General features: G+C 60.3%; 11 protein-coding genes. 7 read left to right on the forward strand and 4 right to left on the reverse strand.

The features are described 5' to 3' along the window. Positions 1-8: 8 nt before the first annotated feature. Positions 9-596: a YdeI/OmpD-associated family protein gene (locus PAE61_RS01770; RefSeq protein ID WP_271113729.1), complete on the reverse strand. Its 588-nt coding sequence runs from the start codon at positions 594-596 to the stop codon at positions 9-11. Positions 597-829: 233 nt separating this feature from the next. Here PAE61_RS01770 and putP point away from each other — a divergent pair, with 233 nt between their 5' ends. The 4 genes from putP (at position 830) to PAE61_RS01790 (ending at position 6,910) form a co-directional block, all read left to right on the forward strand. Then, complete coding sequence (gene putP, locus PAE61_RS01775) at positions 830-2,284, forward strand: sodium/proline symporter PutP (protein WP_271113730.1); 1,455 nt, start codon at positions 830-832, stop codon at positions 2,282-2,284. Positions 2,285-2,754: 470 nt separating this feature from the next. After that, the gene (gene pnp / locus PAE61_RS01780; RefSeq protein WP_271113731.1) at positions 2,755-4,896 is read left to right on the forward strand and encodes a polyribonucleotide nucleotidyltransferase; all 2,142 of its coding nucleotides are present in this window, start codon (positions 2,755-2,757) and stop codon (positions 4,894-4,896) included. A gap of 73 nt (positions 4,897-4,969) precedes the next feature. Further along, positions 4,970-6,052, forward strand: a complete 1,083-nt coding sequence (locus tag PAE61_RS01785) for a glycosyltransferase family 8 protein (RefSeq protein ID WP_271113732.1) — start codon at positions 4,970-4,972, stop codon at positions 6,050-6,052. A 66-nt stretch (positions 6,053-6,118) separates the two neighbouring features. Next, positions 6,119-6,910: a glycosyltransferase family 32 protein gene (locus tag PAE61_RS01790; RefSeq protein WP_271113733.1), complete on the forward strand. Its 792-nt coding sequence runs from the start codon at positions 6,119-6,121 to the stop codon at positions 6,908-6,910. Positions 6,911-6,929: 19 nt separating this feature from the next. Here the strand turns inward: PAE61_RS01790 and PAE61_RS01795 are convergent, their stop codons facing one another. After that, entirely contained in the window at positions 6,930-7,592 is a 663-nt protein-coding gene (locus PAE61_RS01795; protein ID WP_271113734.1) for a peroxiredoxin, read from the reverse strand. A 98-nt stretch (positions 7,593-7,690) separates the two neighbouring features. Here PAE61_RS01795 and PAE61_RS01800 point away from each other — a divergent pair. From PAE61_RS01800 to PAE61_RS01810, 3 genes are all read left to right on the forward strand, one after another. Next, a protein-coding gene (locus PAE61_RS01800) for an IS5 family transposase (protein ID WP_271112274.1) occupies positions 7,691-8,448 on the forward strand; the annotation gives its coding sequence in 2 pieces (ribosomal slippage) (positions 7,691-8,027 and positions 8,027-8,448; 759 coding nt in all). A 147-nt stretch (positions 8,449-8,595) separates the two neighbouring features. Beyond that, positions 8,596-10,047, forward strand: a complete 1,452-nt coding sequence (locus PAE61_RS01805) for an aldehyde dehydrogenase family protein (protein ID WP_271113735.1) — start codon at positions 8,596-8,598, stop codon at positions 10,045-10,047. Positions 10,048-10,335: 288 nt separating this feature from the next. Further along, positions 10,336-10,521: a hypothetical protein gene (locus PAE61_RS01810; RefSeq protein WP_271113736.1), complete on the forward strand. Its 186-nt coding sequence runs from the start codon at positions 10,336-10,338 to the stop codon at positions 10,519-10,521. Positions 10,522-10,785: 264 nt separating this feature from the next. Here the strand turns inward: PAE61_RS01810 and PAE61_RS01815 are convergent, their stop codons facing one another. Both PAE61_RS01815 and PAE61_RS01820 read right to left on the reverse strand, forming a co-directional pair. Then, positions 10,786-11,496 (reverse strand): response regulator transcription factor, encoded by a 711-nt coding sequence (locus tag PAE61_RS01815; RefSeq protein ID WP_271113737.1) that lies wholly within the window; start codon positions 11,494-11,496, stop codon positions 10,786-10,788. Then, entirely contained in the window at positions 11,489-13,366 is a 1,878-nt protein-coding gene (locus PAE61_RS01820; RefSeq protein WP_271113738.1) for a hybrid sensor histidine kinase/response regulator, read from the reverse strand. Before PAE61_RS01820 ends, PAE61_RS01815 begins: the two co-directional genes overlap by 8 nt. Positions 13,367-13,456 lie beyond the last annotated feature (90 nt).

The raw sequence follows: 13,456 nt of genomic DNA on the forward strand, positions 1-13,456 counted from the left end.
GTCCGATCTCAGCGGTCCTGCATTCCTTTTCCTTCAAGGATTTTCTGCGTGGCCTTGTCGATCCGGGAAACCCGTGTCGCCGATTGTTTCGCGCCGGAAAAATGCAGCACCCAGCCACGGCGGCGGCCAGGAGTCAGACCCTCGAACGCAAGGCGGAAATCGGGGTTTTCGTCCAGCCTGGCCTGTAATTCCTCGGGATAGGCGAGATCGTCCTTCGGCATCTCGACCTTTGCGCCGGATTGTTCGATCGCGATGGCCTCGGCAAGATAGGCGGTGATCACCGGGCGCATCTTGTCGATCTGGGACAGGCTGGTGAAGTTCAGCATCCGCGAAGAGCGCGAGTTTTCGCCGGGAGCCTCCAGAACCCGTTCGGGGTCGGTCAGCAGAACGCCCTTGAAAAAGCCGAGCGCGGCCCGGTCCTTGAAGCCCCAGATAATCGCGATATTGCCGCCATCATGGGTATAGACCGGAGAGGACCATTTGAAATCCTCGGTTAGATCGCAGCTTCTGAGGATATCGCGAAGGGCAAGCAATTCCTCTTTCCAGCTATCGAGGCGTGAGAAAAACGCATCTGCTCTGACCTGTGCACTGACCACGCGATATCTCCTTGCTGTCAGGGGCAATATGGAGGCGTCTCGGAGGCCTTGTCCATTGGCGGACGGGCCTCATCTGCGGTGACCTGACCGTGCAGGGCAGCGTGATTTGTCCGGTTGCCGTGGAAATAATCCGCAAATATGTAGGTTTTCGGGGATAATTTACCATTATCCTTTGCTCCGTGGCTCTGGTTGTGAAAGAAGCGGGGAGTCACAATTGGAAAACGGGAGGGAATATGGCCACCGGAATCTGGATCAGTCTTGCGGCATATTTCGTGCTGATGCTTGGCATCGGCGTTTATGCATGGCGAAAATCGACATCGAGCTCGGAAGAATACATGCTGGGCGGGCGAAGCCTGCCGCCTGCGGTGGCCGCTTTGTCCGCCGGGGCCTCGGATATGAGCGGCTGGCTGTTGCTGGGTCTGCCGGGGGCGCTGTTCGCCTCGGGGCTGGCGCAAAGCTGGATCGGGATCGGGCTGTTCGTCGGGGCGTTTCTGAACTGGATCATCGTCGCCCCGCGGCTGCGCCAACAGACTGAGGAATACGATAACAGCCTGACCATTCCCGGCTTTCTGGGCGCACGTTTTCCCAGCACGGCCCGGCTTCTGCGGATCGTTTCGGCCATCGTGATCGTGGTTTTCTTCGCGGTTTATACCGCGTCGGGCCTTGTCGGTGGCGGCAAGCTGTTCGTCAGCGCCTTTGACGGCGGCTATATGTCCGGCGTCCTTCTGACACTGGGCATCGTGCTGGTCTATACGGTGATGGGCGGTTTCCTTGCCGTGTCTTTGACTGATTTCGTGCAGGGCTGCATCATGATGCTGGCGCTTGTGGTCATGCCGATCGTGATCCTGACCACGGGGCAGGGAGAGGGGATCGGGACTGCGGCGGAAAGGCTGCGGACCGAGGTCGATCCGAACTTCCTGTCCATGACCGCCGGGCTGACCTTCATGGGCTGGATCTCTGCCGTGGCATGGGGTCTGGGCTATTTCGGGCAGCCGCATATCATCGTGCGTTTCATGGCCGTACGCAGCGTTGAAGAGGTGCCTGCGGCCCGTAATATCGGGATGAGCTGGATGGCGGTTTCGCTGATCGGGGCGGTCTCGGTCGGTATTTTCGGACGTGCCTACGCGCAGCGGAACGGGCTAGAAATCGCTGACCCCGAGACGATATTCATCGTGCTGTCCAACCTGCTTTTCCATCCTCTTGTCACGGGTTTCCTGTATGCGGCGCTGCTGGCGGCGATCATGTCGACCGTTTCCAGTCAGTTGCTGGTCGCGTCTTCATCGCTGACCGAGGATATCTATCATTCGCTGTTCAAGCGCGACGCGACCGAGAATGAGCTGGTGCTGATCGGCCGGATCGCGGTGCTGGCCGTGGGGCTGGTTGCGGTCTTCATCGCGCGGGACCCGGATTCGCAGGTTCTGGGGCTGGTCTCTAACGCCTGGGCCGGTTTTGGTGCGGCGTTCGGGCCTCTGATCATCCTGTCGCTGACCTGGAAGCGGATGAACGGATATGGCGCGGTTGCCGGGCTGATCGTCGGTGCGGTGACGGTCGGTCTGTGGATCATGCTTGGGCTGAGCAGCACGCTCTATGAGATCGTGCCGGGCTTCATCGCCTCGTGGATCGCCATTGTGGTGGTCAGCCGGATGACGCCGGATCTTGGTGAATACCGTGAGTCGCCTCTGACCTGAGGGGCATAATCTGAGGACATGACAAGGCGCCCGCTCTTTCAAGGGGCGGGCGCTTTTCTTATGCGTGGCCGGGGCTGTGGGGCGTTTCGGGAGCGGGGGCCGGAAACAGCCTGTGGATGCTGGGTTCCGGGCTGTGATTTATGTGCAGAACCCATACACGGAATGTACACAGATCGTACAGCAGCGGCGCTGATCCCGAACGTTCATCCTTATATATAATAGCTTGCAGTTATATTGAGGAATGCCGCGCTGACAGGCGTGGGACGGACAGGAAGGACAGGCCGCGCCGCATGCCGTCGCGCTGACATGCAGAGGCTTCCCAAAGCAAGGGTTTTCCTGTATGGCCCCAAAATCTGAGACGTGATGCCCGCGCCCCCTGGGCTACGCTAAGGATTCGGGGGCGGCGGCAATGGGGCCGCCATTTGACATGGGGATGGCCGGAGGGCCGGTGCATCCCAAGAGGAAACCGCATGTTTGATGAAGTGAAGAAATCAATCCAGTGGGGGCAGGAAACGCTTACCCTGGAAACGGGCAAGGTTGCGCGTCAGGCCGACGGCAGCGTCATCGCCACTCTGGGCGAGACCAGCGTCATGGCCAACGTGACCTTTGCCAAGGAACCGAAGCCGGGTCAGGACTTTTTCCCGCTGACGGTCCATTATCAGGAAAAATACTATGCCGCCGGCAAAATTCCGGGCGGCTTTTTCAAGCGCGAGGCGCGTCCGACCGAGAAAGAGACGCTGACCGCGCGTCTGATCGACCGTCCCTGCCGTCCGCTTTTCGCTCCGGGCTTCAAGAATGAAGTTCTGGTGATGTGCACCGTGCTGAGCCACGATCTTGTCAACGATCCCGATATCGTCGCGATGATCGCTGCATCGGCGGCGCTGACCATTTCCGGCGTTCCATTCATGGGTCCGATCGGTGCGGCGCGTGTCGGTTTTGCCAATGGCGAATATGTGCTGAACCCCGAGGTTCAGGACATGGACCAGCTTCGCAACAATCCCGAGCAGCGTCTCGATCTGGTTGTCGCAGGCACCAAGGATGCCGTGATGATGGTCGAATCCGAGGCTTACGAGCTGACCGAGGAAGAGATGCTGGGCGCCGTGAAATTCGGCCATGAGCAGATGCAGCCGGTGATCGACCTGATCATCCAGCTTGCCGAAACCGCCGCGAAAGAGCCGTTCGACTTCCAGTCGCCGGAATATGGCGCTTTGGCCGACCGGGTGAAATCGCTTGGCGAAGCCGGTATGCGCGACGCCTATCAGATCAAGGATAAAAGCGAGCGCCGTGACGCGATTCAGGTGGTCCGCGAGAAGATCGTGGCCGGGCTGAGCGAGGAAGAGCTTGAGGATCCGAATCTGGGTTCCGCGCTGAAGAAGCTGGAATCCGACATTCTGCGCGGCGATGTGATCGCTGGCGGTGCGCGGATCGATGGTCGCGACACGAAAACCGTGCGTCCGATTGATTGCGAAGTGGGCATTCTGCCGCGCACGCATGGTTCGGCGCTGTTCACCCGTGGCGAGACGCAGGGTCTGGTTGTGACGACTCTGGGGACCGGCGACGATGAACAGATCATCGACGCTCTGCACGGCAATTTCCGCTCGAACTTCCTGCTGCATTACAACTTCCCGCCCTATTCGGTCGGTGAGGTTGGTCGCGTGGGCAGCCCCGGCCGTCGCGAGATCGGTCACGGCAAGCTGGCTTGGCGTGCGCTTCAGGCGGTGCTGCCTGCGGCGACGGATTTCCCCTATACGATCCGCGTCGTGTCGGAGATCACGGAATCGAACGGCTCGTCCTCGATGGCCTCCGTCTGCGGCGGTTCGCTGTCGATGATGGATGCGGGCGTTCCGCTGAAAGCGCCGGTTGCGGGTGTGGCAATGGGTCTGATCCTTCAGGATGACGGCAAATATGCGGTTCTGACGGATATTCTGGGTGATGAAGATCATCTGGGCGATATGGACTTCAAGGTCGCAGGGACCGAGAACGGCATCACCAGCCTTCAGATGGACATCAAGGTTCAGGGCATCACCCCGGAAATCATGCAGCAGGCCCTGGCTCAGGCCAAGGACGGGCGTCTGCATATTCTGGGTGAAATGGGCAAGGCGCTGACCGAAGGTCGCCGCGAGTTCAGCGAACACGCGCCGCGCATCGAGACGATGCAGATCCCGACCGACAAGATCCGCGAAGTGATCGGCTCGGGCGGCAAGGTGATCCGCGAGATCGTCGAGGTTTCGGGTGCGAAGGTCGATATCAACGACGATGGCGTGATCAAGATCGCATCGGCGAATGGTGAATCGATCAATAAGGCTTATGAGATGATCCACTCGATCGTCGCTGAGCCGGAAGAGGGCCAGATCTACACCGGCAAGGTGGTGAAGTTGGTCGATTTCGGCGCTTTCGTGAACTTCTTCGGCAAGCGTGACGGGCTGGTTCATGTCAGCCAGATCGCGAATAAGCGTCTGGGTCACCCCTCGGACGTGCTGAAGGAAGGTCAGGAAGTGAAAGTCAAGCTTCTGGGCTTTGACGACCGCGGCAAGGTGCGCCTTGGCATGAAGATGGTCGATCAGGAAACCGGCGAGGAAATCACCGAGCCGAAGGAAGAAACCGCCGAGTAATCGGCGCGATATCTTGAAAGATCGGGCCGGTCCGGGGATGCTCGGGCCGGTCTTTTTGATCGGAGGAGCGCGGATGCGCAGCGCCTTTTACATCACCGTCGATGATCGCTATCTGGGGATTGGACAGGCGCAGGCCCGCAGGCTTCATGCGTTGTGGGGCATCGACGTTCATGTTTTTGTGGAAGGCGAAGGCGGTAAATTCCGCGATGAGAACGGTCGGGACGGGGTCTTTCTGCATCGCAACCTGATGGATGATCTGATCCCGCAGGGTTTGCCCGCCACTGAAAGCTGGCCGCGCATCGTCTATGGCCGGATCTTCGCGCCCTATCTTCTGCCGCAATATGACCGGCTGATCTATCTGGACGCGGATATATTTCCGATGGTCCGGGCGGATGAGCTTCTGGGTCTCGCATTGCCCGGCGGGCTTGCGGCGGTGCAGGATGCCGCATCCATCGGTTCGGCCCCGCGCTCGGCTGGCGGTCTGGACCGGGCGGCATGGCTGCGGTCGATCGGGGTGCAGGGTGCGCGTTACTTCAATGCCGGGGTCATGATGCTGGACCGGCAGGCATGGGCTTCGGTCGATTTCGGGGCCGAGCTTCTGGCCTTCATGACCAGATACGGGGATGCGGCGCATACGCAGGATCAGGATTTCCTGAACTGCTATTTTCAGGGCCGCTGGACCGAGATCAGCCCGCGCTTCAATTTTCAGAAAGCGCATTTCAACTATGGGTATGAGCAGGTTTTTCCGCCGGTTTTCCTGCATTTCTCCAGTTTCGAAAAGCCGTGGCTGCAGGAAGCCGCGCCGGATACGGTGCATGGGCAGTTCTTCCGGCCCTATCAGCAGATGATGGGCGCTGCCGGTGTCGATTATCGCCAGTATCTGCGCCCGCGACGACAAAGCGTGATGCGCAGGCTGCGCGGGGGGATGCGTAAATGGCTGACGCAGCGCGGGATCCGCACCGGGAAAGAGCGGCGGCAATGGCAGGAATGGCGGCAGAAATCCGACGCGCTTTATCAGGGGTTCCGCGACGATGCGGCGGCAGGCCGGTATCGCGACATGGATTTCTTGCTGGACCGCCGCCCCGAGCCGGAATTGTCCTTCGATGGCAGCTATTTGCGGCGCAGTCTGGATGTCTCTTTTGATCCGGTTCAGTAAAGTCGAGTTTTCCCGCCGCAGAACAGATTGCGCGGCACTTATTTTCCGCAGTTTCGGAGGTTTCTGATGCGTGAGCTTGCGACTTTTTGGGCGGGGGATCTCGGCCCGATTGAATATGCCAGTATCGGTTCCTTCCTGCGGCATGGCCATCGCCTGAGCATTTACAGCTATGACAGGCTTGCCGGGTTGCCGGAGGGCGTTCAGGGCCTGGATGCGAATGAAATCCTGCCCGCGCGAGAGGTGGCCCGTTACAGCCGCGAGGGAAGCCCGTCCCTGCATTCCAATTTTTTCCGCTATGCGCTGATGGAGAAAACCGAAAGCGTCTGGGTCGATCTGGATATGATCGCTTTGCGGCCTTTCGATTTCGCAGGGGATCGGATTTATGCGCATGAAAACCCTGAGCGGGTCAATTGTGCCGTGCTGCGTATGCCGAAAGACTCGCCCGCTCTGGCCGAGTTGCTGAAGTTCAAACCGGGTATGCGGGGGATCGCGCCGCATATTACCGGGCTGCGGCGGCTGAAATACCGGATCAGGACGTTGGGGCAGGGTGTGCCGATCGAGGAATGGCCCTGGGGCAGTACCGGGCCGCGTGCCTTGTCAGCCTATCTGCGCCGCCACGATGAGATGAAATACGCCATGCCGGTAGAGACTTTCTATCCCATCGTTCCCGCGGATTGCGAACGTTTCGTTGCCCCCGCTGCGCTGAGCGACGATGATTTCGGTCCCGGCACCTATGGCGTTCATCTGAGCGCGTCGAATGTCCAGAAAGTGCTTGCCGCCCGATATGACGGCAAGATCCCGGAAAACAGTTTTCTGGGATCGCATGTCGAAAAGGCGAAGGCTGCCGGTATCTTCTGACCGGCAGCCCTGTGCAGCCTCAGCCGTGTTTCGGGTCTTTCGCGAAACGCAGATAGGGCAGTTTCTTGTCCAGCTTGCCGTATTTTTCTTCGGCTGCGGCATCGTCCAGAGACAGGGCGACGATCACATCCTGACCGGGAACCCAGTTCGCCGGGGTGGCCAGCGGCGCGCCGTCGGTTTCCTGCACCGCATCCAGCGCCCGGATGATCTCGGCGAAGTTGCGGCCGACCGACATCGGATAGGTCATGGTCAGCCGGACTTTCTTGTCGGGGCCGATGATGAAGACGGTACGGACGGTTGCCGAATGCTGCGGCGTGCGGCCTTCTGTCGGCAGATAGTAATCTGCGGGCAGCATGTCATAAGCCTTCGCGACGTTCAGTTCCGTGTCGTCGATAATGGCGAAATTGGCGGGGACACCTGCGACTTTCTCGATATCGGCTTTCCATTTGCCGTGATCCTCGACCGAGTCGACCGAGACGCCCAGCACCTTGGTATTGCGCTTCTCGAAATCCGGGACGAGTTGTGCGACCGCGCCGAATTCGGTCGTGCAAACGGGGGTGAAGTCACGCGGATGTGAAAACAGAACGACATAGCCGTCCCCGGCCCAGTCGTGGAAACTGATTTCACCCTCGGTCGAGTTCGCCGTGAAATCCGGAGCGGTATCGTTGATGCGCAGGCTCATGAGTGGTCCTTTCGGTTGCTCTTAACGGCAACATAGGCTCCAGACCCATTGATTTCGGGCTGTTTGCGTGATTCAGGCTCTGCAAGGAGACCTGATTTATGAGCAACCTTTTCTGGCTGACTGACGCGCAGATGGAGCGTCTGAAACCCTATTTCCCGAAATCCCACGGCAAGCCACGCGTTGACGACCGGCGTGTGCTGAGCGGCATAATATTCATCAATCGTAATGGCTTGCGATGGTGCGACGCGCCGACGGACTACGGCCCCGCCAAGACGCTCTACAACCGCTGGAAGCGCTGGAGCGAGAACGGGACCTTCGCCCGGATCATGGTGGGCCTCGCCGCCGAGAGTGCCGAACACAATACGATCATGATCGACGCGACCTATCTGAAAGCGCACCGCACGGCCTCGAGCCTGCGGGTCAAAAAAGGGGGCGCGGGCGCCAGATCGGGCGAACGAAAGGCGGCATGAACACGAAACTGCACGCCGTCACCGACGCGAAGGGCCGGCCGATAGGGTTCTTCATGTCCGCCGGACAAGTCAGTGATTACACCGGGGCAGCGGCACTTCTGAACAGCCTGCCGGAGGCGGATTGGCTGCTGGCCGATCGGGGCTATGATGCCGACTGGTTCAGAGATGCCTTGAAAAACAAGGGGATAAAGGTTTGCATCCCGGGTCGGAAGTCGCGCAAGAAACCCGTCAAATACGACAAGCGGCGCTACAAACGCCGCAACCGCATCGAAATCATGTTCGGCCGACTCAAGGATTGGAGGCGCGTCGCCACCCGATACGACCGTTGCCCCGAGACCTTCTTCTCTGCAATCCTGCTCGCCGCGACCGTCATCTTCTGGTTATGATCAAGAACGAGTCCTGAGCCTAGGCAGTACAGGCCAATATCCAAGCCTATTCCGCAGGTAACTGCCGGTCGGGGGTCCGTGGCGCTGTGCAAGCTTGCGTGGCAGCCCCGCAAATGCGAGCATTTTGCACAGATATGGAGGATTCTCATGAGCGAGCTTCTGAATAAGCGGCAATTCTACATTGACGGAAAATGGGTGGACCCGGCGGCGCCGAACGATCTTGAGGTGATCGACCCGTCGACCGAAGACGCTGTGGCGGTGATCTCGCTTGGTGCTCAGGCGGATACCGATGCGGCGGTCGCGGCGGCTAAGCGGGCCTTCCCGGACTGGTCGGCGACCAGCAGGGAAGAGCGGCTGGCCGTCGCCGAGAAGATCCTGGAGGTTTATAAGAAACGTGCCAGTGACATGGCCTGGGCGATTACTCATGAGATGGGCGCTCCCGCCGATATGTCCGCCGGCGATCAGGTGGCGGCGGGTATCTGGCATACCACGAACTTCATCAATGCGTTCAAGGATTTCGAATTCGTCCGGCCTCTGGGCGATCATGCGCCGGGGACGATGATTTCATGGGAGCCGATCGGCGTTGTCGGTCTGATCACCCCGTGGAACTGGCCGATGAATCAGGTCACGCTGAAGGTGATCCCGGCGCTGCTTGCGGGCAATACGATGGTGCTGAAACCGTCCGAGATCGCGCCGCTTTCCTCGATGGTGTTTGCCGAGATCGTGGATGATGCAGGCGTGCCTGCTGGCGTGTTCAACATGGTGAATGGCGATGGTGAGGGTGTCGGCTCTCAGCTTTCGGTGCATCCCGATGTCGAGATGATCAGCTTCACCGGCTCGACCCGCGCCGGGATCGCGATTTCCAAGGCTGCCGCGGACAGTCTGAAGAAAGTGGCGCTTGAACTGGGCGGCAAGGGTGCCAATGTGATCTTCGCCGATGCCGATGATCAGGCCGTTATCCGGGGGGCGCGGCATTGCTTCTATAATTCCGGGCAAAGCTGCAATGCGCCGACAAGGATGCTGGTCCAGCGCGAGATCTATGATCATGCGGTCGAGACCGCCAAAAGCGTGGCCGAAAGCACCCGCGTTGCCAGCGGCCACGATTCCGGGCCGCATATCGGGCCGGTGGTCTCGAAAAAGCAGTGGGACCAGATTCAGAGCCTGATCGAGAAGGGGATCGAGGAAGGGGCGCGGCTGGTTGCCGGTGGTCCTGGTCTGCCGGAAGGCGTCAACCGGGGTTATTATGTCCGTCCGACCGTCTTTGCCGATGTCAGCAATGACATGACCATCGCTCAGCAGGAGATTTTCGGCCCGGTTCTGTCGATCATTCCCTTCGAGGATGAGGAAGAGGCCGTGCGCATCGCCAATGACACCGCCTATGGTCTGACGAATTACGTCCAGAGCGAGGACGGTGCGCGGCGCAACCGGATGGCCCGCAAGCTGCGTTCCGGCATGGTCGAGATGAACGGCGAAAGCCGTGGCGCGGGCGCGTTCTTCGGCGGGGTTGGCCGGTCCGGACGGGCGCGGGAAGGCGGCGTCTGGGGAATCGAGGAATTCATGGATTCGAAGGCCATCAGCGGCTGGGATCCCGCCAGCTAATTCCGAAAAAATTTCAGAAAATTTTTGACCCGCGGTTGTAAAACGCCGCGGGTTTTCTTTTGCGGAAATCTGACCGTTTTTCTTCCTGCAATAAATTCAGGGCGTTTCCTTTCCCAAGGAAAACGCTTGAGATCAGAAGCTGAGAAATTCAATCAACTATTTGTTTTTATTGAATAAATATTGACGTCCGGGGATTGGGGACCTATATGTCTGCTCACAGACGGGACAACCCGCGACGAAATCATCACCGAAGGGTGGATGCCCCCGGAACACCGAAAGGAATTTGACATGGCTGACAGCAGCTGCGCCGATTGCGCATTCTTCGAAGATCACAAGTCCAACAACAAGGCCGATCTGAGCGACGCAGGCCTGTGCCGCTTCAATCCTCCGATCAGCCAGCCGAGCGCGGATGCGCGTGGCCTGTGGCCGGTTGTGAAAAACGACGACTGGTGCGGACATTTCGACGCCGCCTGAGGCGTTCGATACGTCATCCGGCAGCCACCTGGCAGCGACCCCGCAAGCAGATCCGTAACGCCACTTCCGCCGCCACCTGAACGGCAGCGACGCAGGCAGCAGAACGGAAAGCCAGCCGGGCAGCGACCTGAAAGGCAGCCACCGGAGGCATCTCTATCGCGGACAGGGCAGCCAGCCATGTGCCAGCCACCCGGACGCGAAGCGGGAAGGGACGGTTCTGCCGTCCCTTTTCGTTTTGATATGGCGAAAGATGCGGGTTGGCGGTCAGCCCCAGGAGATCTCGGCCAGGAAGATATAGCCCGCGCCGTAGATCGTCTTGATCAGTTGCGGGTTCTTCGGGTCCTCTTTCAGCTTGCTGCGCAGCCGTGAGATGCGGACATCCATCGCGCGGTCGAAGCTTTCTCCGCCCGCGCCGCCAAGGGTCTCAAGCATCTGGCCGCGCGAGATCAGACGGCGTGGATTGTCGAGGAACATGCGGAGAAGTTCGGCTTCGGCATGGCTCATGGGCGTTTCCTGACCGTCCGGCGCGGTCAGCGTATATCGGTCGAAATCCGCCAGCCACCCGGCGAAACGGCCCTGACTGTGATGATCGGGACGCCCGGTCGAGGCGGGACGGCGCAGACGGGCGCGGACACGGGCCACCAGCTCGGCCGGTTCGAAAGGCTTGATGATATAGTCATCCGCCCCCAGCTCCAGCCCGGTCACGCGGTCCTGAACCTGAGCGCGGCCCGACACGATGATGATCGCCGCGCCGGATTCCGTTGCCAGCCGGTGCACAAGCGCCAGCCCGTCGCGATCCGGCAGGCCCAGATCGACCAGACAAGCATCCGGGGTGATGCGGCGCAAAGCCGCCTCGAATTCGGTTGCGCGGGAAAACCCCATGATCCGGAAACCTGCGGCCTCCAGCGTGGCGGACATGATGCGCCGTATATCGGGTTCGTCTTCCAGTATCGCGATCAGCGGAGCGTCAGTCATCAGTCACCTGTACGAAGGCTTCGGCCAGCATGGCTGAATCGAAGGGTTTGGTCAGGACCGGGCAGGGGGCGTTTTCACGCAACGGGTCTCCCGGCGGCAATCCGGTCATCAGAAGGGTGGGCGGGCCGGATGGGCTGACCAGATCCAGGCCCAACCCGTCGCCAAGCTGAAGATCCGACAGGATCACCGTCAGCCCGGGCAGATCGGTCAGGCTTTGCGCCTCGGCAAGCGAGCCTGCCTCGATCACGGAATGCCCCATTGAAATCAGCATCCGGCGCAGCATCGCGCGAAGATTATCGTCATCCTCGGCCAGCAGCACCATTTGCGGACGCACCGGCTGCATGGGAAGGCGCAGCAATGCGCGGGCGCCTTTCACATCCTTCCGGTTGGACAGATGCAGCGTGCCGCCTGCGATCTTGGTCTGGTCGAACACCATCGCCAGCCCCAGCCCCGAGCCTTGCCCCTGTTTCGTCGAGAAAAACGGCTCAGTCGCGCGTGACAGCGCCTCGGGTGAGAAGCCCGGGCCGGTATCGCTGATTTCCAGTTCCAGCCAGCGGCTGGTTGCGCGGACATCGAGCGTGATCTCTCCGCCGTCATGGGCCATTGCATCGCGGGCATTCAGGATCAGGTTCAGCAGCGAATCCTGGAGCTGACCCGGATCGAGCATCAGCCTGCCCTCGGGAAGGTCGGTTGTCAGGGACAGCCGCACCGAGTTGCCCAGTGTCGGTCGTGCCATCGCGCAGAGATCGCGCAGCAGCGTGTCGAGGCAGACCGGTTCCCGCGCCATGCCGCGCGGAGCGGCGATCTGGCCGATCCGGTCCAGCAACTGCACACCGCGCCGGGTCGCGGCCAGCGTTGCCTGTACGTCCTGACTTGCATCTTCGGGCAGAGGGCTTCGCGACAGCCGGTCCTGAAGACCCAGAATGATTGTCAGAAGATTGCCGAAATCATGGGCCAGCCCCGAGGTGATTTTCGCGGCAAGCTCGCGGCGGGAGGCATGGGTCAGGGCCTCGCGCACCTCGACCTCGGCGGTTACATCGGTCGAGAGGATGTAAATCCCGTTGCCACCCCGGTCGGGGGTCAGCGCAATACGGATGCGACGGCCGGATTCGGGATGGGTGATTTCAAACACCTGATGGCGGCCGGCAAGCGCCTTGTCGAGATAGGGCCGCACCGCCGCGAAGGTCGGCGCACCAAGCGCTTCCTCGCCGGTCAGTCCGACAATATCGGGCCGTGTTCCCGGAAAGATCTGAGGCATTTGCCGGTTCGAGAACACATAGCGGTAATCACGGTCCATATGCGCGATATCGGCCGGAACCATTTCCGTGACCTGCCGCGTCCGGGCCTGAGTCTCGGTCACGACACGTTTGGTTTCCTGAAGCGCGGTGATCGTCGCCGCCAGTTCCCGGTTGGCTGCCGAAAGCGCCTCGGCATGGTCGAAGACCTGTTCGGAAAGCTCTTCGGAGCGGGCGCGCAGCAGGGCCTCCTGCCGCTTTGTGTCGGAGATATCCGTATAGACCGCGATCCATCCGCCCTGCGACAGCGGCGCTCCTTCGACCGAAATCCAGCTTCCATCGGGGCGCTGACGTTCGAGATAATGGGGCTGGAAGGTCCGGGCCTGCTCGACCCGGATGCGCACGGCCTCGTCGGGATCGTCCTGAGGGCCGTATTCGCCGCGCAGCATCATATGGCGAATCGTGTCCTCGAAGAATGCACCCGGCTGGCACAGCGAATCCGGTAACCCGAACATCGTCTGATATTGGTGGTTGGCAACGGCCAGCCGCAGATCGGCATCGAAGATGGACAGGGCCTGACCGATCAGATTCAGCCCCGACTGCATTAACTCCGATCGTGAAATACTGTCGGCCATTGCGTCTCCCCCGGCGATGGTTAGCACTGCGTCAGGAATTCGGAAAGTATTGTAACAATTCGTAAGGTTCAGGAAAAACTAGGGTAAGGG

Source organism: Paracoccus aerodenitrificans (assembly GCF_027913215.1).
Taxonomy (GTDB): Bacteria; Pseudomonadota; Alphaproteobacteria; order Rhodobacterales; family Rhodobacteraceae; genus Paracoccus; species Paracoccus aerodenitrificans.

What these genes read in the sequence shown, in the direction of transcription:
- putP (WP_271113730.1), top strand. Translation starts at nt 830, where the DNA reads ATGGCCACCGGAATCTGGATCAGTCTTGCGGCATATTTCGTGCTGATG.
- pnp (WP_271113731.1), top strand. Translation starts at nt 2,755, where the DNA reads ATGTTTGATGAAGTGAAGAAATCAATCCAGTGGGGGCAGGAAACGCTT.
- PAE61_RS01785 (WP_271113732.1), top strand. Translation starts at nt 4,970, where the DNA reads ATGCGCAGCGCCTTTTACATCACCGTCGATGATCGCTATCTGGGGATT.
- PAE61_RS01790 (WP_271113733.1), top strand. Translation starts at nt 6,119, where the DNA reads ATGCGTGAGCTTGCGACTTTTTGGGCGGGGGATCTCGGCCCGATTGAA.
- PAE61_RS01795 (WP_271113734.1), bottom strand. Translation starts at nt 7,592, where the DNA reads ATGAGCCTGCGCATCAACGATACCGCTCCGGATTTCACGGCGAACTCG.
- PAE61_RS01805 (WP_271113735.1), top strand. Translation starts at nt 8,596, where the DNA reads ATGAGCGAGCTTCTGAATAAGCGGCAATTCTACATTGACGGAAAATGG.
- PAE61_RS01810 (WP_271113736.1), top strand. Translation starts at nt 10,336, where the DNA reads ATGGCTGACAGCAGCTGCGCCGATTGCGCATTCTTCGAAGATCACAAG.
- PAE61_RS01815 (WP_271113737.1), bottom strand. Translation starts at nt 11,496, where the DNA reads ATGACTGACGCTCCGCTGATCGCGATACTGGAAGACGAACCCGATATA.
- PAE61_RS01820 (WP_271113738.1), bottom strand. Translation starts at nt 13,366, where the DNA reads ATGGCCGACAGTATTTCACGATCGGAGTTAATGCAGTCGGGGCTGAAT.